Raw genomic sequence first — 24,714 nt, forward strand, 5'->3', positions numbered from 1 at the left:
TCCGCCGAGGCGGATTTTTTGTTTTACAGGGTAAATTTATACCCGATGCTGACACTTACGGCGAGCGGGTCGAGCTTGATGTCCTGCGTCTGCCCCGTCGAGAATTTCGCCTTGGTTTTCAGGAACGTCTTGACCACGGCCACGTCGGCAAACCAGCGCTCGTTGATCGCCACGGTGCTGCCGACCACCAGGCTGCCTGCCAGCTTGTTGTCCATGCGGTAGGTAACCGGCGAACCACCCGGATCCAGCAAGGCCGTCATCTGGCCCGAGCCTTTTTCCTTTTGGAAATAGGCATACGTCAAGCCCGCGCCCACGTAAGGGCGGATCATCGCATTGGGCTGGAAGAAACGGTACTGGATGAAGGCCGTCGGCGGCAAGGCTTCCGCCGTCCCCAGCTTGCCCGTGCCCTTGATGGAACCGGCGCCCATCAGGTCATGTTTGTACGGCACGCCCAAAATCATTTCAGCGGAAATATTGTCCGTGATCATGTAGGCAAACGTCAGGATGGGCTTGGTATCGGCCTTGACGTCGGCCTTGGTGCCCGGCAATGCCGGCGCGGAAATGTCGCCGCTGTCGACGTGCGGCGTGATCTTGTTGAGGCCGACCTTTGCCATCCAGGTGCCTGCGCTTTGCGCCGAAGCGCCCGTCGCCATGGCCATCGCGGCAGCCGCGGCCAGTACGCGTACGGCGGTATTCAAACGATTCTTCATCTTGTCTCCTGATTCAGTATGTGCGGGGTGTTCCGCTATCGAGTCTTGTCGCCGCCGGCGCCAGCCACGTCCAGGGGACGCGGCTGGCGCGGCGATTCCTTACAGCCAGCCCCGCACGACCATGTCCTTGGCCACATAACGGGCCAGCAGCAGGTTGTTGAACGGCGTAGGATGCACATCGTCGGCATACGCGTAATGGCTGACGTCACCGGCCTTCAGGTTCGTGCCATTGCACACCAGCGAGCTGCCCAGGATATTGCCCGGCGCGCTCAGGTCGCACGCCGTCTCGCTGACATTGGTCAAGCCATACGGGCCAGGATTGACGCCCTGGTCATGGCTGACGGCAAACACGTCGACCAGCAAGACTTTCGCATTGCCGCTCAGTCCACCGCTCAGTTCGCCATTGAAGGCGCTGACCATGGCATTGATCAGCGTCTTGGTATTGGCATCCTTGCTCAAGCCCGATGGCGTGCCGGCCACGTCCGGCAGGTTGTTGACGATGACATAATTGGCGCCCTTGGCGATGATCTGATCCTTGACCAGCGCCACCAGTTCGGTACCCGCTTGTTTCATGGCCGCAATCAGCAACGGCCCTTGGGCCGCAGCGTAATCGGCGCCGGCCTTGGCGCCGGCGGCATTGCCCGTCACCGTCGCGTCGGCTTGCGCCTTGGCGACCAGCGGGCCATACACGGTAGGCAAGCTGATGGAGTCATTGCGCGGCTCGCCGGCTGCTGCGACGATGGCGGCCTGCGTGATCGATGTCGAGGTGGCGCCAGGCGCCGCGCTGGCCGTCTTGACGGCGGCGCCGATGGCAGCCGCTGCCGTGGCAGGATTGGTGGCGCCGGCGGCCAGCGCCATGGTCAGATTGGTGGCGAAAGCCTGGGCGCCAGCGGCGGCACCTGCCGTCTTGCCGGCGGCCGTCGCACCGGCCTGCAATGCGCCGAGCTGGAACAGCACGTCATTGCCGCCCGCCATCACGAAGACGGCTTCCGTGCCGCTGAACTTGCCGCCGGAAGCGGCCAGGTGGTTCGCGATCTGCGTCACCACGGGCACGGTCAAGGCGCCCAGTTCGCTGCCCGTCAATTTGTTGTTCGGACCGACGGGGTTGGTCACGCGCGAACCGCCCATGGCATAGCCGTAGCAGCCGGGATGCTTGACGCGGGCGACGAGCAAGCCCTTCGCCACATTGCCTTCCAGGCCAGTCTCGGCGGCGCATGGGGCGGCCAGGCCGAATTGCGCAGCCAGGTGCTCGGTCCAGTTCTTGCCCGTCAGTTCAGGATTGATCTTGGTATTGTCGCCATTGATGGTGAACTTGCCGCCACCTTTCGCCAGCACTGTGCCCACGGCATACGAACCGACATCGGACAGGCTGTCGCCGAACGACACCTGCGCCGTGTATTTGACTTTCAAGGTTTGATCACCGCCACTGGCGCCGCCGCAACCTGCAAGGACAGCCGCAGCCAGCACGGCCAGCGCAAATTTTGTTTGATGCATTTTGTCTCCTCGGTCTTTTTTATGGTTTCTAAACGAACGGGCGTGCTATTCGCTACCCAACTAATATGCCATCGTTCCAGAGGCTTGTATAGAAAATATGCTTTAAAAATCAACGAAATAACAACACCGCCGGCGCCCTGCGATGGCCGGGCGATCCGCTGAATTATGGAGGATTTAATGTGTTTCGTGGCAAGCATTGCTATTGCGCTGCATCAATAAAAAGCCCCTTGCGGGGCTTTTTTCAGACGGACAGGAATTGCTGCAAGATACCACTTGAGCCGAACGCGGCACGCCGCAAACGGTCGTTGACGCCGAGCCACGCGGGGCCGGTCGGTGGCGCTTCGACGAGTATCAGCTCGGCGCCGACCTGGTCCATCGTGCGCAGCGAGGCATACAGCGCATGTGCGTAGTTTTCCGGGCTGGCGGCCAGGCGCACGCTGGCGCTGGCCGGCGGCAGATCCGAGTAGTGGATCAGCGCCACGCGGCGCCCGTCATTGAGCAGGCGGTTCAAGGTGGCGCGCACGTCGTCGCTGTGCTGCATCGCAACAGGCGTGTGTGGCGCATAGTGCGATTCCAGCGTGCCCGAGGCGCGCGGCGCGGCTGCGTCCGCCACGGCCGGTGCGCGGCCGATGACGGCGGCGATCTGCTCGCTGCTGATATGGCCGGGACGCAACAGCACGGGACCGTGCGTGGCCAGGCGCGACAGGTCGACGATGGTCGACTCGATGCCCACGTCGCTCTGACCGCCGTCGAGCACCAGGCCCAGCAAGCCGCTGTCGAGCTCCGCCGCGAATTCATCGCGCACGTGCTGCGCCGTGGTGGGGCTGACGTTGCCGAACTTGTTCGCCGACGGTGCCGCCAGGCCGCCCTTGCCGCCCTTGAAAGTGCGTAGCAGTTCGATAGCCACCGGGTGCGACGGGCAGCGCAAGCCCACCGTATCCTGGCCGCCGGAAACGGCGTCGGGGATATGCGCGGCGCGCTTGACGATCAGGGTCAGCGGACCGGGCCAGAAGGCGGCCACCAGTTGCTCCGCTTCCCGCGGGATATCATCGGACCAGTGCGCCAGGTCGGCGCCCGGCGCCACGTGCACGATCACGGGATGGTCCGAGGGACGGCCCTTGGCTTCATAGATGCGCGCCACGGCGGCCGGGTTTTCCGCATCGGCGCCCAGGCCGTACACCGTTTCCGTCGGGAACGCGACGAGGCCGCCCGCCTCCAGCACGGCGGCGGCCGCCGCCAGGTCGTGTGCGGGCACGCTCACGGCGCGATTCCCAGGATCAGGCAGGCGTCGCGCAGGCGCTGCTGCGCCTGCGGCAAGGTTGCCGCGATGAAGGTCAGGTGGCCCATCTTGCGGCCACGGCGCGGATCGTCCTTGCCGTACAGGTGCAGGCACGCGCCTGGCAGCGCCAGCACCTGGTCCCACGCCGGTTCGCTGGCAATATCGCTGTCGTCGGCAAACCAGGCGTCGCCGAGGATGTTGAGCATCACGGCCGGCGAATGCTGGCGCACGTCGCCCAGCGGCAGGCGCGCCATGGCGCGTACCTGCTGCGCGAACTGGCTGGTGACGCAGGCATCCATCGTGTAATGGCCGCTGTTGTGCGGACGCGGCGCCATCTCGTTGACCACCAGGCTGCCATCTTCCAGCACGAAAAATTCGATGCACAGCACGCCGACATAGCCGAGTTCGGCAACCATGGCTTGCGCCGCCCGCTGCGCCCTGGCGGCGCAGTCGTCGGACACGTTCGGGCCCGGCACCGTGGTGGTAAACAAGACGCCGTCGCGGTGCACGTTTTCAGCGATCGGATACACGACCGATGCGCCATCCACGCCACGCGCCGTGAGCACGGACACTTCGTAGGCCAGCGGCAGCATCTTTTCCAACAGGCAAGTCACCTCCCCCATTTCCGCAAACGCGGTGCGCACGTCGTCGCGCGTGCGCACGCGGAACTGGCCCTTGCCGTCATAGCCCATGCGCACGGTTTTCAGGATGCCTGGCAGCAAGTCATCGCCAATGGCGTCAATATCGGCCTGCGTGGCGATCACCCTATGCGGCGCCGGCAGCACGCCCGATTTCGGGGCACAGTCGACAAAGAAACGCTTTTCCGCGATGCGGTCTTGCGCCACCGATACGCCGTGGGCGTTGGGCGCCACGAACACGCGTTCGGCCAGGCGCGACAGGCTGTCGGCCGGGACGTTCTCGAATTCCGTGGTGACAGCCAGGCACTGCGCCGCCAGCGCGTCGAGGCCGGCCGCATCGCTGTAGCCGGCGTTGATCAGGCGCTGCGCCACCTGCCCTGCAGGGCAGGTGGCGGCCGGCTCCAGTACAGGTTCAAGAACTGCAACCTGGTAGCCCATGCTCTGGGCGGCCTGGGCAAACATGCGGCCAAGCTGGCCGCCGCCCATCACGCCCAGCCACGCCGGTGGGTGGGCGGCGGGCAGCAATGGGGAAGTCGATTTACTATTCATTATTTTTCAAACACATTAGTCAGGCAAGACCATGGCCTTGGCGGCGGCCGTTTGCGTGGCGCGAAAGGCTTCCAGCTGCTCGGCCAGGGCGTCGTCGTTGGCGGCAAGCATCGCCACGGCCGTTAGCGCCGCATTCGCCGCGCCCGCTTCGCCGATGGCGAAGGTGGCCACGGGCACGCCCTTGGGCATTTGCAGGATGGACAGCATGGAATCCTCGCCGCGCAAATACTTCGACGGCACGGGCACGCCCAGCACGGGCACGATGGTCATCGCGGCCACCATGCCAGGCAGGTGGGCGGCGCCGCCGGCGCCGGCGATGATGGCGCGCAAGCCGCGCGCGCGCGCGCTTTTCGCGTACGCATACATCTCGTCGGGCATGCGGTGCGCGGAAATGACTTGCGCTTCGTACGGCACGCCAAACTGTTTCAGGATGGCGACCGCGTTCTGCATCACGTCCCAGTCCGAAGACGAACCCATGATGACGCCGACCAGCGGCTTATTCTGCTCGCTCATCTCAGGCCTTCAGCTTCTCGCCCGTCAGGCGTTCGATGGCTTCAAAGTACTTGGCCTGGGTTTTTTCGATGACGTCGGCCGGCAGCGCTGGCGCCGGTGCGGTCTTGCCCCAGGTCAGTGTTTCCAGGTAGTCGCGCACGAATTGCTTGTCGAACGACGGCGGCGAAATGCCAGGCTGATAGGAATCGGCGGGCCAGAAACGCGAGGAGTCGGCCGTCAGCACTTCATCCATCAGATGCATGACGCCATTGTCGTCCAGGCCGAATTCGAACTTGGTGTCGGCGATGATGATGCCGCGCGTGGCGGCGTACTCGGCGGCCGTCTTGTACAGGGCAATGGCGACGTCGCGCATCTTGGCTGCCAGGTCGGCGCCGATGCGCTCTTCCATTTCAGCAAAGCTGATGTTTTCATCATGCTCGCCCAGCTCGGCCTTGGCCGCCGGGGTGAAGATCGGCTCCGGCAGTTTTTCCGCCTGTTGCAGGCCGGCTGGCAGCTTGATGCCGCAGATGCTGCCCGTGTCCTGGTAATCTTTCCAGCCCGAGCCGATGATGTAGCCGCGCACGACCGCCTCGACCATGATCGGTTTCAAACGCTTGGCCACGACGGCGCGGCCCTTGACTTGCTCCACTTCCTCGGGCGCCACCACGGATTCCGGCGCCACGCCGGTCAGGTGGTTCGGCACGATATGGCCCAGTTTCTCGAACCAGAAATCGCTCATCTGGTTGAGCACCTTGCCCTTGCCGGGGATAGGCTCGTTCATGACGACATCGAAGGCCGACAGGCGGTCCGTGGTGACGATCAGGATCTTGTCGTCGCCGACGGCGTAGTTGTCGCGGACCTTGCCGTGGCCCAGCAATGGCAGGGAGTGGATGGAAGTCTGATAGAGGCTGTTCATAGCGGGGGAATAGTTGGATGAAACGAAACCGGCAGGCAGGGGGTGCCCGCCGGTCGAGAAAATCGGGCACCAGGCTACGCTGTATGCGCATGCCTGCTGCCCGTTCCAGACAGAATTTTACTTCACAATTTGCGACAGCTCGCCGGCCTTGTAGCGCTCGGCCATTTTTTCCAGCGGCATGGCCTTGATTTTCGACGCCTGGCCTTCGCAGCCGAATGCCTGCATGCGCGCGCGCACGATTTGCTCTGCAGCAAGGCGGGCTGGCTTCAGGTAGTCGCGCGGGTCGAATTTCGATGGATTTTCAAACAGGTATTTGCGGATCGCGGCCGTCATCGCCAGGCGGATGTCGGTGTCGATGTTGATCTTGCGCACGCCGTGACGGATGCCTTCCTGGATTTCCTCGACGGGCACGCCGTAGGTTTCCTTCATGTCGCCGCCGAATTCGCGGATGATGGCCAGCAATTCCTGCGGCACCGACGAGGAACCGTGCATCACCAGGTGGGTGTTCGGGATGCGCGCATGGATTTCCTTGATGCGGTCGATGGCCAGGATGTCGCCCGTCGGCTTGCGCGTGAACTTGTAGGCGCCGTGCGAGGTGCCGATGGCGATCGCCAAGGCGTCGCACTGGGTGCGCTGCACGAAGTCGGCCGCTTGCGCCACGTCCGTCAGCAGTTGCTCGCGGGTCATGGTGCCGTCGGCGCCGTGGCCGTCTTCCTTGTCGCCCTTCATGGTTTCCAGCGAACCGAGCACGCCCAGTTCCGCTTCCACCGTCACGCCGATGGCGTGCGAGAATTTCACCACTTCACGCGACACTTCCACGTTGTATTCGTAGGAAGCGACCGACTTGCCGTCCGCTTCCAGCGAACCGTCCATCATCACGGACGTAAAACCCGAGCGGATGGCGGCCATGCAGACGGCCGGCGACTGGCCATGATCCTGGTGCATGACGACAGGGATGTGCGGATACGCTTCGACGGCCGCGTCGATCAGGTGGCGCAGGAACGCTTCACCGGCGTACTTGCGCGCGCCGGCGGACGCCTGCATGATCACCGGGCTGTTGAGCGCATCGGCGGCAGCCATGATGGCTTGCACTTGTTCCAGGTTGTTGACGTTGAAAGCAGGAATGCCATAGCCATTTTCGGCGGCATGGTCCAGCAGTTGACGCATGGATACGAGAGACATGGTAATACTCCAGATAACAATAGAAACCGTTGCGGCGCTTCGCGGTCGATCACCGCGCCGGCGCCTGAATTATTTACATCAAATCAGCACGGATTCAAGGTCGCCGACTTTGACAATTTTCAATGCATTCGTACCGCCCACCTGGCCCATCGGCTCGCCCCAGGTGACGACGATCATGTCGCCCTTGCGGACGATGCCCTGCTCGACCAGCAAGTCTTCCGCCTGCTTCAGCACTTGCGCGCTGGGGGCGTTCTGCATCAGATGATACGCCCGAACATTGCGGTACAGCGCGGCTTTGCGCAAAGTCGTCACGCTGGGCGTGAGCGCGTAAATCGGCGTGTCGATACTGTGGCGGCTCATCCACAAGGCGGTGGAACCCGATTCCGTCAGCGCCACGATGGCTTTGACGCGCAGGTGATGGGCGGTGAACAGCGCGCCATACGCGATCGACTGGTCGATGCGGGTGAATGTGACGTTGAGGAAATCGGCATCGAGCTTGTTGTATTCGGACTGTTCCGCTTCCACGCAGATGGCGGCCATCATTTCCACCGTCTCGATCGGGTATTTGCCCGAGGCCGTCTCGGCCGACGTCATGACGGCGTCCGTGCCGTCGAGCACGGCATTCGCCACGTCGGACACTTCGGCGCGCGTGGGCACGGCGTTGACGATCATCGATTCCATCATCTGCGTGGCCGTGATCGCCAGCTTGTTCGACGCGCGCGCCATCTTGATCATGCGCTTTTGCAGGGCCGGCACGGCCGCATTGCCCACCTCGACGGCCAGGTCGCCGCGCGCCACCATGATGCCGTCGGAGGCGTCGAGAATCTCTTGCAGGGCAGGAATGGCTTCGGCCCGTTCGATCTTGGCGATCATCATCGGCTTGTGGTGGTACGGTTCGCCCGCGATATTGGCCAGCTGGCGCGCCATTTCCATGTCGGTCGCGCATTTCGGGAAGGAAATAGCCAGATAGTCGGCCTGGAAACTCATGGCCGTCTTGATATCTTCCATATCCTTGGCCGTCAGCGCGGGCGCGGACAGGCCGCCGCCCTGGCGGTTGATGCCCTTGTTGTTCGACAACTCGCCGCCGATCTTGACGGTGGTGTGGATTTCGCTGCCGTGGATGCGCTCGACGATCAGCACGATGAGGCCGTCGTTCAGCAACAGCACGTCGCCCTTGTGCAAGTCGCGCGGCAAGGCCTTGTAATCGAGGCCGACCCGTTCCTGGTTGCCCAGTTCGCCGTTTTCTCCCCACTTGGCGTCGAGAATGAAGCGCGCGCCCGCTTCGAGCTCGATGCGCGTGTTTTCAAACTTGCCCACGCGAATCTTCGGCCCTTGCATGTCGGCCATGATGGCCACTTCGCGGCCGCATTCGGCCGCCGCCAGGCGCACCAGCGCGGCGCGGTCGATATGGTCTTGCGCCTTGCCATGGGAAAAATTCAAGCGCACCACGTCGACGCCCGCACGTATCATTTTGACCAGGATATCGAAGTCGGTGGAGGCGGGGCCGATTGTTGCTACGATTTTTGTACCACGTGGCATAGGAATCCTTGTGCGCGAGCGAAGGTGAGCAAGACCTGGCGGCTGGGCCGCCCGGCAAGGTAAAAGCGCAGCGATCAGGCTGCGCTTGGTCTATTCATCATTCCACAGTCTCGAACTATCTAAGAAAACCGTAGCGAGCGGCAATGAGTTGTGGCCGAGACGCGGAGCTGTGCGCATGCACAGTGAGCATCGGAGGCCGCAAATCATGACGCGCAGTAGGTTTCATCAGGTGTTCTTAGCCTGCGCGTTGCATCAGGATCTCTACGGCAGGCAAAGTCTTACCTTCCAGGAACTCCAGGAAAGCGCCGCCGCCGGTCGAGATATAGCTGATTTTATCCGTAATGTCGTATTTGGCAATCGCCGCCAGGGTGTCGCCACCGCCGGCGATCGAAAATGCTTTCGACTCGGCAATGGCCAGGGCCAGGGTCTTGGTGCCGTTGCCGAACTGGTCGAATTCGAACACGCCGACAGGGCCGTTCCACACGATGGTGCCGGCGGCGGCGATCTGCTGCGCCAGCAGGGCGGCCGTTTTCGGGCCGATATCGAGGATCATGTCGTCGTCCGCCACGTCGGCCACATCCTTGACGGTGGCGGCGGCTGTCGGCGAAAACTCCTTGGCGCACACGACATCGACGGGGATCGGCACTTGCGCGCCGCGCTTGGCCATGATGTCGATGATGGCCTTGGCTTCCTCGACGAGTTCCGCTTCCACCAGCGACTTGCCGACGTTCAAGCCGACGGCTTTCATGAAGGTGTTGGCGATGCCGCCGCCGACGATCAGGTTATCGACCTTGTCGGACAGGGCTTTCAAAATGGTCAGCTTGCTCGATACTTTCGAACCGGCAACGATGGCCAGCAGCGGGCGGGCGGGCGCGTGCAAAGCTTTGCCCAGCGCATCGAGTTCGGCGGCCAGCAATGGGCCGGCGCAGGCGACGGGCGCGAATTTGGCGATGCCGTGCGTGGATGCTTCGGCGCGGTGGGCCGTGCCGAACGCGTCATTGACGTAGATATCGCACAATTGGGCCATTTTTTGCGCCAGCTCATCGCTGTTTTTCTTTTCGCCCTTGTTGACGCGCACGTTTTCCAGCAAGACGACCTGGCCGGCAGCCAGATTTTCCAGGCCGGCGCCATCGATCCAATTTTGTTTCAGTGCCACTTCCTGGCCCAGCAGTTCGGACAGGCGGGCCGCCACGGGCGCCAGGCTGTCGGCCGGCTTGAACTCGCCTTCCGTCGGACGGCCCAGGTGCGACGTCACCATGACGGCGGCGCCAGCGTCGAGCGCGGCGCGGATGGCCGGCACCGAGGCGCGGATGCGCGTATCTTCGGTGATCTTGCCACTGTCATCTTGCGGGACGTTCAGGTCGGCGCGGATGAATACGCGCTTGCCTTGCAGTGCATTTTGGGCGATCAAATCTTGCAGACGGATGAAGTTGAGAACAGCTGACATGGCGATCCAGATGACGAGTGGAAGGAAGTGCGCTATTTTACCGCAATGACCAGCGCAAATCCCCGATTTGTCCTGCTTTACTGAAAAACATGCAACAGTCGCAAGCCCGTGAAAACCAGCATGCCGAAGACGATGGTTTGCAGCATATTGCGGCGAATCACGAAAAAGAGCGTGGCGGCAATACCCGACAAGAGTTTCAAATTCGACAAGTCGAAGTGTACCTGCTGCCCTTCCATCAACATGTCGGGCGCGATGATGGCCGCCAGCGCGCACGCCGGCGCATAGCGCAGCATCTCGCCCACGCGGCGCGGGATGGTGATGTGATGGCCGATCAGCCAGAAAGTGCTGCGCGTGGCGGCGGTCGCCACCACCAGCACGGCGATGGCGATCCACACATCGGCCCTGCCCCAGTCGATGCCGTCAAACATGGCGTTTTGTCCATTTCTCTGTCAATTCTTCCACGGCCATGGCGCTGACCATGCCCACCAGCACGGCCACCAGCAAGCCCAGCTTGTATGGCAAGCCATAGGCCAGCACGGCCACCGCGCCCGCCACCAGCACGCCGCACAGGGCCGCGCGGCTGAGGATCAGAGGCACGGTCACGCACAGGATCGCCAGGGTGCCGGCAAAACCCAGCCCCCATTCGGCCGGCACGACGGCGCCCAGTACGATGCCGATGAAGGAGCCGATTTGCCAGGCCAGCCAGTTGGGGTAGATCAAGCCTTTCAGGAAAGGCAGCTTGGCCGGATCCGGCGTTTCATTCGGGTAGCGCTGCAGGAACAGGCCCACGGTGATATCGCCGGCCACATAGCCGAGCGCAAAGCGCTGGCGCCACGGCAGATGGGCGAAATGGGGGGCCAGCAGCACGGAAAAGATGACAAAACGCAAATTGACCACGAGGGCCGTGGCGAAGATCACCCACACGGGCGCTTGCGCGGCCAGCAGGGGCAAGGACGCGAGCTGGGCCGAGCCGGCAAAGACAAACAAGGTCATGGCCCCCGCCTGCGCCACGGTCAGGCCGCTTTTCACCATGGCCACGCCCACCACCATGCCCCAGGCGGCGATGCCCAGCAGGGTGGGCGCCCCCAGGGTCAGGCCGGCGCGCCAGGCATCTTTCAGCACGGCGTCGTCCTTGGCGGCCAGGGCGGCGTTCACGCGGCGCTCCGGCAGGCGTACTGTGGTAACTGCACAACAATGGTGCGTGGTGACAAGGGTGACAACGGCGATACCGGCAAGGCAAATCCAGTCAGTGTGGCGCTGCAGCTGCCATATTTCCGTAAAAACCCGCGCCGCAGCCGAAGATGATCGAGCCGCCATTTTAGCCATGATTTTTGCTGTCTGCCTGAATCCGTTAAAATCGTGCTTTTGGCAGCAGCCGACTTCCATCCATACAGCCTCACGGAGCATGACAAGATGACAAAAACCACCCAGCCAGCGGTCGAACTCGACGGTAAAGACTTGCCAGCCCACTGCCCTAACCCGGCCATGCCGCTGTGGTCGTCGCATCCGCGCGTGTTTCTGGAATTCAACAAGGACGGTATCGCCAAGTGCCCGTACTGCGGCACGGCCTACACCCTGAAGGAAGGCGCCAGCGCCGGCCATCATTAAACTGCCCAGCGGCGCGCCACCAGCGCGCCGTTTTTATGTGCACCAGCCCGGAGTCGTCATGAAACGTCTGAAAGAACTCAATGGCAGCGCCGCGGAAGTCGAAGCGGCGTTCTACGATGCCTTGCACCGCGCCGACCTCGAAGCGCTGATGGCGCTGTGGGCCGACGATGAAGAGATCGTCTGCATCCATCCGGGCGGCGCGCGCCTGATCGGCCATGCCGCCATCCGCGCCTCGTGGGAAACCATCCTGGCGGGCGGCGGCCTGCATATCGTGCCCGCGCAGCTGCATGAAACGCACAATCTGATGAGCTCCGTGCACACCGTCATCGAAGGTGTCACGAATGAGGATGGCGGTCCGGCACATCTGCTGGCGACGAACGTGTATGTGAAAACGCCGCGCGGCTGGCGCATCGTCTTGCACCACGCCTCCATCGCACCGGGCGGCGCGCCGGCCGACGCCACGGGAACGCAGATCCTGCACTGATGTCCTTGTCTCTTTCCTACACCGCCCCGCTCTGGCTGCCTGGCGGCCACGCGCAGACGATTTATCCGGCCGTGTGCCTCGCCAAGCCGGCCGTGGCCTTCCGCCGCGAACGCTGGCAAGCGCCCGATGGCGACTTCGTCGACGTCGACCTGGTCGACGGCCAGCCGGGCCAGCCCTTCGTGCTGCTGTTCCACGGCCTGGAAGGTTCGTCGAACAGCCACTACGCGCGCGCCCTGATGGCCGAGGTGGCCGCGCGCGGCTGGTCGGGCGCCGTGCCGCATTTTCGCGGCTGCTCGGGCGAAGCGAACCTGGCGCCCCGCTTCTACCATTCCGGCGATGCGCAGGAAGTGGACTGGATCGTGCAGCGCCTGCGGCCGCGCGCGACAGGCAAGTTTTACGCAGCCGGCGTTTCACTGGGCGGCAACGCCCTGCTGTGCTGGCTGGGCCAGTCGCAGCACCAGGCCGATTTCATCGATGCGGCGGCGGCCGTGTCCGCGCCGCTGGACCTGGCGCAAGGAGGCAAGGCCCTGTCTTCGGGCGCCAACCGGCTCTACACGCGCATGTTCCTGAACACCTTGAAACCCAAATGCCTGGCCAAGCTGGAACAGTTTCCCGGCCTGTTCGCGCGCGACGCCATGCTGGCCGCGCGCGACTTGCACGCCTTCGACAATGTCGTCACGGCGCCCCTGCACGGCTACCGCGACGCCGACGATTACTGGCACCGCGCCAGCGCCAGGCACGTCTTGCCGGACATCACCGTGCCGACCCTGGTGCTCAATGCGCAAAACGACCCCTTCCTGCCCGGGCGCTTCCTGCCGCGCAGCGCCGCGCCGACAGTCACGCTCGAGTATCCGCGCCACGGCGGCCACGTCGGCTTTGCGGCAGGCAAGTTGCCGGGCAGCACACGCTGGCTGCCGCAGCGCCTGATCCATTTTTTTGAAGGCGGCAACATGGCGCCACCGGCCCCGCAAACCTGTCACGCTGGCAGTTCGCAAACGCACACGGAAAACGCACCACATGGATGACCTCGTCAAGCAGGCCCTGGCCAAATGGCCGAACGTGCCCCACTGCTACGGCTGGCTGGGCCTGGACGCGCGCGGCCACTGGCGCATGCGCGACCAGCATGCGCAACAGCAACAACTGCCTGGCGACAAGATCGCCCATGACGCACTGCTGGGATTTATCAACCGCAATTACGACCATGACGAACGCGGCTGCTGGTTTTTCCAGAATGGCCCGCAGCGCGTCTACCTGAACCTGGAGGCGACGCCGTATATCGCCCGCAGCGACCCGCAGCATGGTTTTGTCGTGCAGACGGGCGCGCCGCTGGCGCAGATCGAACAAGCTTACCTGTGCGACAACGGCGCGCTGATCCTGCGCCAGGGCGAGGTCGTGGCGCAGGTCGACGACCGCGACATGACGCAGGTCCTGGCATCTCTGCGCGTCGACGGCCAGCAGACCAGCGACGAGGCCTTGCTGGGCTGGCTGGAACATGCGCGTGGCAACTTGACCTTATTGCATGACGGCAAGGAGATCACCGTGCAGCCGCTGCGCTACGCTGCCGTGCCGACAACCTTCGGCTTCCGGCGCGCGCCGCAAGCCGAATAAGGCTTATCCCTTCTGCTCCTTGATCTGTTCGCGGCGCTTTTCCTGCAATTCCCGCTCGCGCGCATCGATCACGGCCTGGTCATAGAAGGTCGCGTCCGTCGATTTGCGGGCGATCGTCAGCTGGTCCAGCGCGGCCATGGTGGCCCCCTGCAGTACGTAGGATTCGGCCAGCGCCATGTGCTGCAAGGTCATCTTGCCCTGGTCCGCATAGGCTTTCGCCAGTAGATCGTACAGTTCCGGCTCTTCCTTGTAGAGCTGCACCTGCTCGCGCAGGTATAAGGTGGCTTGCTCCAGCTTGCCGGCAGCCGTCAGCGCTTCCGCATATTGGTGGGCAATGCCGCGCGAGAGGGGAAACTGCTGGCGCGCCGCATCGGCCGCCTTCAAAGCCTGTTGCGCCACTTCCTTCTTTTGCGCCGGCATCAACAGCACTTCCAGCCCCATCGCCGCCAGCAGGGAATTCGGGGCTTGCGTGCCGCCCGAGGTAAAGACATTCGGCCCGGCCGGCTGGTGCAGGGCCGCATTGGCCGCATCGAGTTCCTTTTGCGCCTCCGCCGGCTTGCCCTGCTTGACGGCGACAAAGGACAAGCCGTAATGGGCGGCCGTCACCTGGAAGCGGCTTTGCTGTTCCAGCTGCGTCTTGAAGGCGGCCTTGGCGTTCAGCAAGCCTTGCACGCTTTCATCCTGCAGCACGCGGGCGCGGGCCCGCGCCAGGTGGAAACTCAGGCTGTCCGCACGCTGCTTGTAGGGCTGCTCGCGGATGCGCGCCTGGATGTCGGCGATGCGTTCCGTCGTCAGCGGGTGGGTCTGCAGATAGGCGGGCATCAGGTCGCTGTACGAGCGGCTGGCCGCCTGCATGCGGCCGAAGAAGGCCACCATGCCGGTGGTGTCGAAACCGGCTTCGCCCATGATCTGGAAACCGATGCGGTCCGCCTCGCGTTCGGCGTCGCGGCCGAAATTGAGCTGGCGCTGGATGGCCAGGCCCTGGCCGGCGGCAAACACGCCCATGGCCACGTCGCCGCCCGCGCGCGACGCGAGCGCCGCCAGCAGCATGGCCGCCAGCGGCATCAGGGCATCCTGGCGCTGCTGGCCCAGCATGCGCGCGATATGGCGCTGCGCCACGTGGCCGATCTCGTGCGACAGCACGGAAGCCAGTTCCGCCTCCGTTTGCGCCGCCAGCACCAGGGCCGAGTGCACGCCGATGAAGCCGCCCGGCAAGGCAAACGCGTTCAACTGGGGATCGCGCACGGCAAAGAAGAAATAGTCGTAATTCGTTTCGCCGCGCACGCTGGGGCGCGCCGCCACGAGGGCGTTGCCGAAGGTATTGAGGTATTCGAGCAGCGGCGCGTCATCGAGGTAGTCGCGGTCGCCGCGGATGCCGCGCATGATTTCCTCGCCGATCTTGCGCTCCATCGCCGGCGACAGGTCTTCGCGCGAGGTATCGCCCAGGTTCGGCAGGTTCGGCGCCGGCGGCACGGCCAGGGGCGTCCAGCCGCTACCCGGCTTGGGCGCCGCGCCGGCAGCCGGCGCCGCTGGCGCGGACGTATAGGTTTGCGCCAGCGCACAGGGCGCCGCCAGCGACAATGCAGCCAGCACGGCTGCGCGCCGCCAGCCGCGCAGCCATCCCGCAGCGGCGTTTTCAACGAGGATCGAAAGGGGAGTTTTTGAATTCACGGGTGCTATCATACCTTGTTAGCGGCGCCCATTCCCACGCGCCATGCCAGTGGCATGGGATCGTGATTCGGCCTGCCGCGCCCCCGTTCCTCACCTATTTTGACGCCATGACAACAGCAGACAAGCAAGCCCCCGCCGGGGAACTGACCCATTTCGACGCCACGGGCCAAGCCCATATGGTCGACGTGGGCAGCAAGGAAGACACGCGCCGCAGCGCCGTGGCCGCCGGCACCATCCGCATGCAGCCGGCTACCCTGGCCCTGATCATTTCGGGCAACGCCAAGAAAGGCGACGTGCTGGGCATCGCCCGCATCGCCGCCATCATGGGCGCCAAGCGCACCAGCGACCTGATTCCCCTGTGCCACCCGCTGGCCCTCACGCGCGTCACCGTCGATTTTGAAGTCGATGAAGCGGCCAACAGCGTGCACTGCCGTGCCCAGGTCGACACCACGGGCAAGACGGGCGTGGAAATGGAAGCGCTCACGTCCGTACAGATCGGCCTGTTGACGATCTACGACATGTGCAAGGCCGTCGACCGGGGCATGGTCATGACGAACGTGCGCGTGCTGGAAAAGCATGGCGGCAAGTCGGGCGATTGGCACGCGGAAGTGTGACTATGCGTCCTGGCGCGCCAGCTGGCCCCCGATGCGGCGCATGTCGCACAGCAGCCAGACGGCACAGCCCAGGCACAGCACAATGATGGCCACGGACAGGGGCAAGTGGAATTGTTCCAGTCCTGCCAGCGCAAAGCCGGCATGGATCAGGCACGTTCCCACGCCCAGTGCGGCGCACACTGCCGCATAGCGGGGCGCCTGCGGGGTGGCCAGCAGCACATGCCGGTAACCGGCCAGCACCACGGCAATCGCCGCCAGGTTAAACACGAGAAAACCCTGCACGCCGCCCGGCACATGAAACATCTCCCACTCTTTCCAGTAGGCAGCGTCGATTTGATGCAGGATCAGGAACAACATGGTCCAGAAGTAGCTGCGTGGCATAAGATTTACATTCGTCAATATTGACGCAATTGTAAAGCCTGCACCGCGCACCGGCGCGTGCCCATGGTATTTTTCGACGCGAAAGTGAATTTCATTGATAGGAATGCTTTTTCATCAAGAAATCATGCATACTGCGAGTCGACCATATCCAGATGAGCATCGCATGACAAGCAACAAGCCCGCCGCAGAAAGCAAGCTCCAGGACTTCGAATTCGAGGCCATGAATCTGCAGGTGGGCGGACGCATCCAGTTCATCACGCACCGCACCATCAAACCCATCCAGCATTTCTCGACCGTGATCGGCTATGTGAAAGACGAGTACCTGATCGTCAAGATTCCCATGGAAAACGGCGCCTCCATCGTGCTCAACGAGGGTGACAAGCTGACCATCCGCGTGTTTTCCGGCGTCACCGTCTGTTCGTTTGCGTGCAGCGTGCTGCGCATCTTCGGCCGCCCGCTCAATTATGTACACCTGAGCTTTCCCGACGCCATCCAGGGCACCAGCCTGCGCACGGCCATGCGCGTGAAAGTGGACATTCCCGCGCAGCTGAGCTACCGCGACGTGGCGGCCGTGCCCGTGTTCATCGTCAACCTCAGCGTCTCGGGCGCGCTGATCGAGGCGCCCAGCATGCTCACGCCGGACGACGAAGGCGTGGCGCTCAGCTTTACCCTGCTGGTACAGCCGAACAAACATCAGATGCGCGTCAACACGCGCGCCCGCATCCAGAATGTCAGCGTGGGCAAGCCGTCCAATGGCCATGCCGCCGGGGTAGCTGAAATCTATACGTATGGCGTGCAATTCATCGACCTGGAACCGACCCACTACACCCTGCTGCAAAACCTCACCTATGAAGCGCTGATCGCGGACCGGCAAAAAATCGTCTGACACCGGGCTGGCAAGCGTCACTTACAGCGTCGGAGTCACGTCGGGAATGTTGTTTTTGGTAATCGCTTCCTTCGCCGCCGGATTCGTCACGGTAGTGCTATTGAACCAGGTCAGGCTACTCGTCCCCGGCTTCATGGTCATCGTCACGGTTTGTCCACCGATACCCGTGCCCAGGTCGGCCGCCAGGGTCAGCACGATATCGCCCTTGTCCACTGTGGCGCTGGCCACTTCGCGCGTGGCACTGAACACGGGGATGGCGCTGGGCACGGCCTGGGTGGGCGTGCTGCAGGCGGTAGCGGTGCCACCGTTTTCCTGTACGCACAGGGCCACGGCCGTTTTCAACGGGGCAGCGGCCGCCAGCACATTGCTGACCTTGGCCCGCATCGTATAGTCGCCGTACTGGGGAATGGCCACGGCCGCCAGGATGCCGGCGATGGCCACCACGATCATCAGTTCTATCAGGGTAAATCCGCTTTGCGCGCGCATCGCATCCTCCCGGAGTGCAGTTGGTCACGCCGTGCATGTTGCAAGCGCCATGCCAGCGGCACGCCGGGGCGGCGTTGGTAAGCATGGAAAGAAAAGCGACGCATTTGGGCGGATTCGGACCAGCGCCGTCGCCCCAGGGCGGGAATCGGCCTGTCTTGCGGACAAAAAAAAGGAGCCGAAGCTCCTTTTTTATACTGCGGTAAGCCGGCTGAAATTACAGCATGGCTTTCAGCAGACGCGCCATTTCCGACGGGTTCTTGGTCACGGTGATGCCGCAAGCTTCCATGATTTCCAGCTTGGCTTGCGCCGTATCGGCACCGCCCGAGATCAGCGCGCCGGCGTGGCCCATGCGCTTGCCTGGAGGAGCCGTTACGCCAGCGATGAAGCCGACGACCGGTTTTTTCATGTTGTCTTTGATCCAATAAGCCGCGTTGGCTTCGTCCGGACCGCCGATTTCGCCGATCATGATGACCGCGTCGGTATCTGGATCATCATTGAACATCTTCATGATGTCGATGTGCTTCAGACCGTTGATCGGGTCGCCGCCGATGCCGACTGCCGACGATTGGCCCAGGCCCAGTGCGGTCAGCTGACCCACTGCTTCATAGGTCAGGGTGCCCGAACGGGAAACGACGCCGATACGGCCCTTCTTGTGGATGTGACCCGGCATGATGCCGATCTTGATTTCGTCTGGCGTGATCAGGCCTGGGCAGTTAGGGCCCAGCAGCAAGGTTTTGCTGTTGGCTTTGGCCATGCGGTCTTTCAGGGCCATCATGTCGCGGACAGGAATGCCTTCGGTGATGCAAATGGCCAGATCCATTTCAGCTTCGACAGCTTCCCAGATCGCCGCTGCCGCGCCTGCTGGCGGCACGTAGATCACGGAAACGTTGGCGCCGGTTTCTTTTTTCGCTTCGGTGACGTTAGCGAAAATAGGAATGCCTTCGAAATCTTCGCCGGCTTTCTTCGGGTTCACGCCTGCCACGAAGGCAGCTTTGCCGTTCGCGTAGTCGCGGCAACCGCGGGTATGGAACTGGCCGGTCTTGCCGGTGATCCCTTGGGTAACGACTTTGGTATCTTTATTGATCAGAATGGACATGTTGATTCCTTAATTAAGCTTGACCGGCAGCAGCGGCAACGACGCTCTTGGCTGCATCTTCCATGGTGTCGGCTGCGATGATAGGCAGACCGGAATCGGCCAGCATCTTTTTGCCCAGGTCTTCGTTGGTGCCCTTCATGCGCACCACCAGCGGTACGTTCAGCGAGACGGCTTTCACTGCGGCGATGACGCCTTCGGCGATCACGTCGCAACGCATGATGCCGCCGAAAATGTTCACCAGGATGGCTTTCAGGCCTGGGTTTTTCAGCATGATCTTGAACGCTTCGGTCACTTTTTCTGCCGTGGCGCCGCCGCCGACGTCCAGGAAGTTGGCTGGCTCGCCGCCGAACAGTTTAATCGTGTCCATGGTGGCCATGGCCAGGCCGGCGCCGTTCACCAGGCAACCGATGTTGCCGTCGAGCGAGATGTAGGCCAGGTCGAATTTCGACGCTTCGATTTCCGCTGGATCTTCTTCGTCCAGGTCGCGCAGGGCGACGATTTCCGGATGACGGAACAGGGCGTTCGGGTCAAAGTTGAACTTGGCGTCCAGGGCGATGACCTTGCCGCTGCCGGTGACGATCAGCGGGTTGATTTCGGCCAGCGAGCAGTCGGTTTCCCAGTAGGCTTTGTACAGGCCTTGCAGGTTGGCGCGCGCGTCGGCGATGGAACCGGCAGGCACGCCGATTTTGGCGGCGATGTCGTCTGCCTGGGCATCGGTCAGGCCAACGCCCGGATCGATGGTGACGTGGTGGATCTTCTCAGGGTGGCTCTCGGCCACTTCTTCGATGTCCATGCCGCCTTCGGACGACGCCATCAGGACGATTTTCTGGGTAACGCGGTCGGTGACCAGCGAAACGTACAGTTCCTGTTTGATGTCGGCGCCTTCTTCCACCAGCAGGCGGTTGACTTTCTGGCCTTCGGCGCTGGTCTGGTGCGTGATCAGCTGCATGCCCATGATCTGGTCAGCGTATTCCTTGACCTGCTCCATCGATTTTGCCACTTTCACGCCGCCGCCCTTGCCGCGGCCACCTGCGTGGATCTGCGCCTTGACAACCCACACCGGGCCGCCCAGGGTTTCCGCAGCCTTGACGGCTTCTTCGACGGACATGCACGGAATACCGCGTGGTACCGTCACTCCGTGCTGCCGGAGGATTTCTTTGGCTTGATACTCATGGATTTTCATGCTGGCTTCCCTTCTGATACTGATGTGTAAAAATACGGTTAGTGGTGCAAAAAAAACAGGAAAGCGCCGGGGTCACGCTTTGGCTACCCAGCGCGGGTAATACTGTGCAACCGCCCCGCCATCGGTGCGCAGGGCGTGGCATTTGTCGAGTTGAAACGGCTTTTCATGCGACACGTCAGCATTCGCACCGTCACGGGTCGACCAGACATCGCCGGCAAATGCCTGAACCGTCGCAGTCGGCAAGACTTGCGCCAGTTCGGTCAAATGGGTACAGCCGGCGATTCCCGCCAGGCGCTGTTTCAAGTCGCGGCGGAAATTCTTCAATAAGTTCAAACCGATCAGCGCCCTGTAAGCGGGGCCGATGGTATCGCAAAAACCGGGATAGGGCACGGCATCGGAGGCAGCTTCGGCCTCGACAATGGTCAGTTCGCGATCGACGGTAATGCGTAAATGGAGGTCATGCAGAGGGGCGCCGGCGGGACGGGGGCCGGAGGCCAGGGTCGCGTCATAGCTTTTGATATCGGTGATATGGGCGTCAATATCCCACAGGCCGTCGTCGCGCATATACGCTTGGACGTCGATAACGCGGGAGTGCCGTAGGGCGCGCCGGGATACGGGAGTTGACAGGGGCATAAGACCGATGCCGCTTGCGCGGCCATAATTAGTAAGCAGCCATGTGCCTAAAGCACTCTGTTCGCAGCTTCTACGAACAGCAACCGCACCTGCGGCGCCGCAAAAACCCTAAAAGTGTAGCACACAGGGCGCTAGTTGCGCCGCAACATAATTTTTTATTGCTTGTGCCGCCCGCCGCGAATCATTAACGAAAATCGCAAAATCAATGACGATCATTCGCAATTCAAATAACTTGGATGCGGGCAGGCCGGCACCGGCAGGCTGGCCGGCACCGCGCCTCAGTCAGTCACACCCAGTGCGCGTAAAACCGGCAAGATGCGCACGGAAAAATACTGTGCCTGCGCCAACAATTCGTCCAGGTTTTCCTCTTCCGTCAACAAGGGCTGCCCATCCTTCGTCATCAGCTGCTTCAGGCGCAGCAGCACGGGCCACGTCGTGCGCACCCAGTCTTGCGGCGTTGGACAACCTTGCAGTTTCGCCCACAGGAAGAGCTGTTGTAAATGCGATACAACCACACCGCCGCCCGTCAGGGGGCTGGCGAGGAAGTGCAAATCGGTTCTTGCCAGCGCCTGCTCCAGCAAGTGTGCATTCAGGCGCGCCGTCTGCGGCCGCGCCGCGGCGATGCCGGCCTCATCCTGGACGGCAGACACGCTGCCCTTGCTGACCAGTACCAGCATGATCTGCAGCAAGGCGGCCAGACTGGCTTCGCTGCCAGCCAGTTGCTGCTCCAGTTCGCCTATCGTGTACACGCGATGGTCAGCCATGGCGTCAAGCACGGGCGCATACACGCGCTCGTCCATATCGGCGTCGCCCAGCACGCCATGCACGCTCAACACCACTTCGTCGCGGGGTACGGCCAGCATCACGCGCACGGCCCGCAAGGCGCTGGCCTGGGCGAACGGCGTCAGCCTGCGTGCGCCCTTGACCCAGTAATCCCGGCGGAATTGCTCGTTGACGAGGAAGGCGCGCGTCGTCTCGCGAAAAATGGGATCGGGTATCTCGGCCAGGAACTGCTGGTGCTCAGCCGTCAGGTTCAGCATGTCGACCAGAGCGGTATAGTTGGCGGACGCAGCGAACTCGAGCTTGGCCTCGCCCAGCATGGCCGCGACGCTGGAAAAAGCCATCGGCTGCCAATCGGCATTGAAATACTCATGGGCAAGATAATGTCCATCCATCGCCTTGAGCTTTTCGAAGCGGTCCGCCAGTTGCGGGTTGGCGTCCAGGTAGCGCGGTTGCGTGGCGATCATCCTGTCGACGAAATCGATGGCGCCAGCGACTCTGGCCAGCACGCCCTGGCCCGGGGCGCTCATGACGCGGCTATGTTCGGCCAGCAAGTCGCGCATCGGCATCATTGCGCCCCAGCCTGGCTGCGTGTTGTAGCTGATGAAGACGACACCGCCAACTTTCAGCTTGCGCCGCAGGAAGTCGACGATGAGCGCGCGATTTTCCGCCGAAACCCAGCTCCATATCCCATGCAGGCAGATAAAGTCGAAATCGGGCAAGTCGTCGCGGCAACAAAACTGCGCGAACGATTCATCCGTGAACTGCGCGCCGGCGTCGGCCGCGTTGGCCAGCTCCTGCGCAAAGGCGGCCTGGGACGGATTGAAATCATTGCCATGCCAGCGCGTGGCGGACGCCGCCGCATGGATGTTGGCGCTGACGCCCTGGCCAAAGCCCAGCTCGCAAGCCGTGCCGCTGGCCGGCAAGGCCAGGCCGGCGGCCAGCAAAGGCAGGCGCAGGCGCAGAGGGTTCAATTCTTCGTAATAGCCATAGATATAGGCAATTTCGGCCATATAGCCGGCATTCCAGTTGCTCATCTCGATCCTGTCACGGTCAATGGTGCTGCGCGCATCGCACAGCGTTCGAGCGCCAGAATACCCTATCGCGCGGCGTCACCATACTGGAAACAGACGGCGTTTGAAAGCGCAGTTCAGCGCGGCGCGGCATGGCGGCCGGCTGGCCCTGGATGAGCTATTCCTCGTCGGGCTCCAGCCCCTTCAAGGCCGCCTGCACGGCGCGCTGGGAAAAACCGCGCTGCATCAGGAAGCGCATCTGCTTGTTGCGCTGCTCGGCATCCTGCGCCACCTGGCCAAACTTGCGGCGCCACACTTCGCAGGCGCGCGCCGTCTCGCCTTCGGCCAGGCCCGCCTTGAGTTCCTGCAGCGCTTCGCCGCCAATGCCATGGCTTTGCAATTCCGCCATGATGCGGCTATTGCCGAAGCGGGCCGAGCGGCGGTGGATCAGCGACTCGGAAAAACGCTCCTGCGACAGCCAGTTGGCCTGCTCCAGGCTGTCGAGCAGGGCTTCCACGTCGTCGCCCTCCTGCGCATGGCGCTGCAGCTTGCGCCGCAATTCCATGCGGCTGTGTTCGCGCATCGACAGAAAGCGTAGCGCCCTGCCCTTCAGGCTTAGTTGTACTGCGGCCATACCCCCACCTTGTCTTTCATTCCACGATCACATCACCCAAACACAATCGCCGCCCGGCGCAACAGCGCGGGACGGCGATCAGGATCCTACCTTGCGGCAAGCCATGCGTAGGTCGGATTAGGCCCCTTGGGCCGTGATCCGACAACATTGTTGGCGTTTGATCCGACAACATTGTTGACGTCTGTGGTGTTGTCGGATTCCGCGCGGCTTTGCCGCGCTAATCCGACCTACTCTGGCTTGGCTTCCGCCTTGGCAGCCTTGTCGGCGGCCTTATCCGCTTTTTCCGGCTTTTCAGCGGCCAGCGGCGGCAGTTCGCGCACGCCCAGCGAAGCGCGCACCTTGTTTTCGATTTCGCGCGCCAGCGCCGGACGCTCCTGCAGGAAGGCGCGGGCGTTGTCCTTGCCCTGGCCGATGCGTTCGCCGTTGTAGCTGTACCACGAACCGGATTTTTCCACGATCTTGGCATCCGAGCCCAGGTCCAGGATTTCGCCTTCGCGCGAGGTGCCGGCGCCGTACAGGATGTCGAAGTGCGCTTCCTTGAACGGTGGCGCGATCTTGTTCTTGACGACCTTGACCTTGGTTTCGTTGCCGATCACTTCATCGCCGGACTTGATCGAGCCGGTACGGCGGATATCCAGACGCACGGAAGCGTAGAATTTCAGCGCATTGCCGCCGGTAGTCGTTTCCGGGCTGCCGAACATCACACCGATCTTCATGCGGATCTGGTTGATGAAGATGACCAGAGTATTGGTGCGGTTGATGGAACCGGTCAGCTTGCGCAGGGCTTGCGACATCAGACGCGCTTGCAAACCTGGCAGGGAATCGCCCATGTCGCCTTCGATCTCGGCGCGTGGCGTCAGCGCGGCCACGGAGTCGATGACGACCAGGTCGACGCTGCCCGAACGCACGAGGGCGTCGCAGATTTCCAGTGCCTGCTCGCCCGTGTCCGGTTGCGAGATCAGCAATTCATGCAGGTTCACGCCCAGTTTTTGCGCGTAACCGACGTCGAGCGCGTGCTCGGCATCGATAAAGGCGCAGGTGCCGCCCAGTTTTTGCATTTCGGCGATGGTTTGCAGGGTCAGCGTGGTTTTACCCGACGATTCCGGACCATAGATTTCCACCACGCGGCCGCGCGGCAAGCCGCCCACGCCCAGCGCGATATCGAGGCCGAGCGAACCGGTCGACACGACTTGCACTTCTTCGATCGGTGCGCTGGCATCCATGCGCATGACCGAACCTTTGCCAAACTGCTTCTCGATCTGCGCCAGTGCGGCGGCGAGCGCCTTGGCTTTTTCCGATGCGGGTACTACAGCTTTTTTATCGTCCATATGTTCTTTCAGCCGTTCTACAGGTGCGGACTCACGTGACGCATCTACGTGAACCGTGCAGCC

Annotated in this window: 26 protein-coding genes; 6 read left to right on the forward strand and 20 right to left on the reverse strand. The window is 62.7% G+C overall.

The window, feature by feature from the left end; genetic code table 11:
- Positions 1 to 23: 23 nt before the first annotated feature.
- From ACQ4W4_RS07110 to ACQ4W4_RS07160, 11 genes are all read right to left on the reverse strand, one after another.
- Entirely contained in the window at positions 24 to 710 is a 687-nt protein-coding gene (locus ACQ4W4_RS07110; protein ID WP_436541370.1) for an OmpW/AlkL family protein, read from the reverse strand.
- A gap of 99 nt (positions 711 to 809) precedes the next feature.
- Positions 810 to 2,204, reverse strand: a complete 1,395-nt coding sequence (locus ACQ4W4_RS07115) for an SGNH/GDSL hydrolase family protein (RefSeq protein WP_436541371.1) — start codon at positions 2,202 to 2,204, stop codon at positions 810 to 812.
- Positions 2,205 to 2,445: 241 nt separating this feature from the next.
- Complete coding sequence (locus tag ACQ4W4_RS07120) at positions 2,446 to 3,465, reverse strand: L-threonylcarbamoyladenylate synthase (RefSeq protein ID WP_436541372.1); 1,020 nt, start codon at positions 3,463 to 3,465, stop codon at positions 2,446 to 2,448.
- Positions 3,462 to 4,670, reverse strand: coding sequence for a 5-(carboxyamino)imidazole ribonucleotide synthase (locus ACQ4W4_RS07125; protein ID WP_436541373.1), 1,209 nt, complete (start codon positions 4,668 to 4,670; stop codon positions 3,462 to 3,464). The genes ACQ4W4_RS07120 and ACQ4W4_RS07125 overlap by 4 nt, the downstream gene beginning before the upstream one ends.
- A gap of 15 nt (positions 4,671 to 4,685) precedes the next feature.
- A complete protein-coding gene (gene purE, locus ACQ4W4_RS07130; RefSeq protein WP_436541374.1) occupies positions 4,686 to 5,183 on the reverse strand; it encodes a 5-(carboxyamino)imidazole ribonucleotide mutase in 498 nt (165 codons plus the stop codon).
- A 1-nt stretch (position 5,184) separates the two neighbouring features.
- A complete protein-coding gene (locus ACQ4W4_RS07135; protein WP_436541375.1) occupies positions 5,185 to 6,078 on the reverse strand; it encodes a phosphoribosylaminoimidazolesuccinocarboxamide synthase in 894 nt (297 codons plus the stop codon).
- A 117-nt stretch (positions 6,079 to 6,195) separates the two neighbouring features.
- Entirely contained in the window at positions 6,196 to 7,260 is a 1,065-nt protein-coding gene (gene fba / locus ACQ4W4_RS07140) for a class II fructose-bisphosphate aldolase (RefSeq protein WP_034746119.1), read from the reverse strand.
- A gap of 78 nt (positions 7,261 to 7,338) precedes the next feature.
- Entirely contained in the window at positions 7,339 to 8,799 is a 1,461-nt protein-coding gene (gene pyk, locus ACQ4W4_RS07145) for a pyruvate kinase (protein ID WP_436541376.1), read from the reverse strand.
- Between the two features lie 235 nt (positions 8,800 to 9,034).
- Positions 9,035 to 10,246 carry a phosphoglycerate kinase gene (locus tag ACQ4W4_RS07150; protein WP_436541377.1) on the reverse strand — a complete coding sequence of 404 codons (1,212 nt, stop codon included), beginning with the start codon at positions 10,244 to 10,246 and terminating at the stop codon, positions 9,035 to 9,037.
- A gap of 77 nt (positions 10,247 to 10,323) precedes the next feature.
- Positions 10,324 to 10,674 (reverse strand): AzlD domain-containing protein, encoded by a 351-nt coding sequence (locus ACQ4W4_RS07155; protein WP_166446440.1) that lies wholly within the window; start codon positions 10,672 to 10,674, stop codon positions 10,324 to 10,326.
- Positions 10,667 to 11,401 carry an AzlC family ABC transporter permease gene (locus tag ACQ4W4_RS07160; RefSeq protein WP_436541378.1) on the reverse strand — a complete coding sequence of 245 codons (735 nt, stop codon included), beginning with the start codon at positions 11,399 to 11,401 and terminating at the stop codon, positions 10,667 to 10,669. Before ACQ4W4_RS07160 ends, ACQ4W4_RS07155 begins: the two co-directional genes overlap by 8 nt.
- A gap of 258 nt (positions 11,402 to 11,659) precedes the next feature.
- On the opposite strand from ACQ4W4_RS07160, the gene ACQ4W4_RS07165 reads away from it, so the two are divergent.
- From ACQ4W4_RS07165 to ACQ4W4_RS07180, 4 genes are read left to right on the forward strand one after another with little or no spacing between them, the layout of a single operon-like run.
- Positions 11,660 to 11,854: a zinc-finger domain-containing protein gene (locus ACQ4W4_RS07165; RefSeq protein ID WP_070220739.1), complete on the forward strand. Its 195-nt coding sequence runs from the start codon at positions 11,660 to 11,662 to the stop codon at positions 11,852 to 11,854.
- A 58-nt stretch (positions 11,855 to 11,912) separates the two neighbouring features.
- Positions 11,913 to 12,338 carry a YybH family protein gene (locus tag ACQ4W4_RS07170; protein WP_436541379.1) on the forward strand — a complete coding sequence of 142 codons (426 nt, stop codon included), beginning with the start codon at positions 11,913 to 11,915 and terminating at the stop codon, positions 12,336 to 12,338.
- The gene (locus tag ACQ4W4_RS07175; RefSeq protein WP_436541380.1) at positions 12,338 to 13,363 is read left to right on the forward strand and encodes a YheT family hydrolase; all 1,026 of its coding nucleotides are present in this window, start codon (positions 12,338 to 12,340) and stop codon (positions 13,361 to 13,363) included. The genes ACQ4W4_RS07170 and ACQ4W4_RS07175 overlap by 1 nt, the downstream gene beginning before the upstream one ends.
- Positions 13,356 to 13,946, forward strand: a complete 591-nt coding sequence (locus ACQ4W4_RS07180; RefSeq protein ID WP_436541381.1) for a DUF2946 family protein — start codon at positions 13,356 to 13,358, stop codon at positions 13,944 to 13,946. Before ACQ4W4_RS07175 ends, ACQ4W4_RS07180 begins: the two co-directional genes overlap by 8 nt.
- Positions 13,947 to 13,949: 3 nt before the next feature.
- Here ACQ4W4_RS07180 and ACQ4W4_RS07185 read toward each other — a convergent pair whose 3' ends face one another.
- Positions 13,950 to 15,539, reverse strand: coding sequence for a M48 family metallopeptidase (locus ACQ4W4_RS07185; RefSeq protein WP_436541546.1), 1,590 nt, complete (start codon positions 15,537 to 15,539; stop codon positions 13,950 to 13,952).
- Between the two features lie 185 nt (positions 15,540 to 15,724).
- Between ACQ4W4_RS07185 and moaC the strand changes: the two genes are divergently transcribed.
- Positions 15,725 to 16,231 carry a cyclic pyranopterin monophosphate synthase MoaC gene (gene moaC / locus ACQ4W4_RS07190; protein ID WP_034746095.1) on the forward strand — a complete coding sequence of 169 codons (507 nt, stop codon included), beginning with the start codon at positions 15,725 to 15,727 and terminating at the stop codon, positions 16,229 to 16,231.
- Here the strand turns inward: moaC and ACQ4W4_RS07195 are convergent, their stop codons facing one another.
- Positions 16,232 to 16,612 carry a DUF6713 family protein gene (locus ACQ4W4_RS07195; protein WP_436541382.1) on the reverse strand — a complete coding sequence of 127 codons (381 nt, stop codon included), beginning with the start codon at positions 16,610 to 16,612 and terminating at the stop codon, positions 16,232 to 16,234.
- A 163-nt stretch (positions 16,613 to 16,775) separates the two neighbouring features.
- Here ACQ4W4_RS07195 and ACQ4W4_RS07200 point away from each other — a divergent pair, with 163 nt between their 5' ends.
- Entirely contained in the window at positions 16,776 to 17,498 is a 723-nt protein-coding gene (locus ACQ4W4_RS07200) for a flagellar brake protein (protein ID WP_436541383.1), read from the forward strand.
- 21 nt (positions 17,499 to 17,519) lie between these two features.
- Here ACQ4W4_RS07200 and ACQ4W4_RS07205 read toward each other — a convergent pair whose 3' ends face one another.
- The 7 genes from ACQ4W4_RS07205 to recA form a co-directional block, all read right to left on the reverse strand.
- On the reverse strand, positions 17,520 to 17,984 hold the full coding sequence (locus ACQ4W4_RS07205) for a pilin (RefSeq protein ID WP_436541384.1): 465 nt from the start codon (positions 17,982 to 17,984) through the stop codon (positions 17,520 to 17,522).
- Between the two features lie 214 nt (positions 17,985 to 18,198).
- A complete protein-coding gene (sucD, locus tag ACQ4W4_RS07210; protein WP_034746085.1) occupies positions 18,199 to 19,080 on the reverse strand; it encodes a succinate--CoA ligase subunit alpha in 882 nt (293 codons plus the stop codon).
- Between the two features lie 13 nt (positions 19,081 to 19,093).
- Positions 19,094 to 20,263: an ADP-forming succinate--CoA ligase subunit beta gene (gene sucC / locus ACQ4W4_RS07215; protein ID WP_070220383.1), complete on the reverse strand. Its 1,170-nt coding sequence runs from the start codon at positions 20,261 to 20,263 to the stop codon at positions 19,094 to 19,096.
- 72 nt (positions 20,264 to 20,335) lie between these two features.
- Positions 20,336 to 20,896 carry a DUF2889 domain-containing protein gene (locus tag ACQ4W4_RS07220; RefSeq protein ID WP_436541385.1) on the reverse strand — a complete coding sequence of 187 codons (561 nt, stop codon included), beginning with the start codon at positions 20,894 to 20,896 and terminating at the stop codon, positions 20,336 to 20,338.
- 278 nt (positions 20,897 to 21,174) lie between these two features.
- Entirely contained in the window at positions 21,175 to 22,713 is a 1,539-nt protein-coding gene (locus ACQ4W4_RS07225) for a methyltransferase regulatory domain-containing protein (protein ID WP_436541386.1), read from the reverse strand.
- A 154-nt stretch (positions 22,714 to 22,867) separates the two neighbouring features.
- Positions 22,868 to 23,323, reverse strand: coding sequence for a recombination regulator RecX (gene recX, locus ACQ4W4_RS07230; RefSeq protein WP_436541387.1), 456 nt, complete (start codon positions 23,321 to 23,323; stop codon positions 22,868 to 22,870).
- Positions 23,324 to 23,550: 227 nt separating this feature from the next.
- Positions 23,551 to 24,651, reverse strand: a complete 1,101-nt coding sequence (gene recA / locus ACQ4W4_RS07235) for a recombinase RecA (protein WP_436541388.1) — start codon at positions 24,649 to 24,651, stop codon at positions 23,551 to 23,553.
- Positions 24,652 to 24,714 lie beyond the last annotated feature (63 nt).

The sequence above is a fragment of the Janthinobacterium glycogeni genome, assembly GCF_051380725.1.
GTDB lineage: Bacteria > Pseudomonadota > Gammaproteobacteria > Burkholderiales > Burkholderiaceae_D > Janthinobacterium.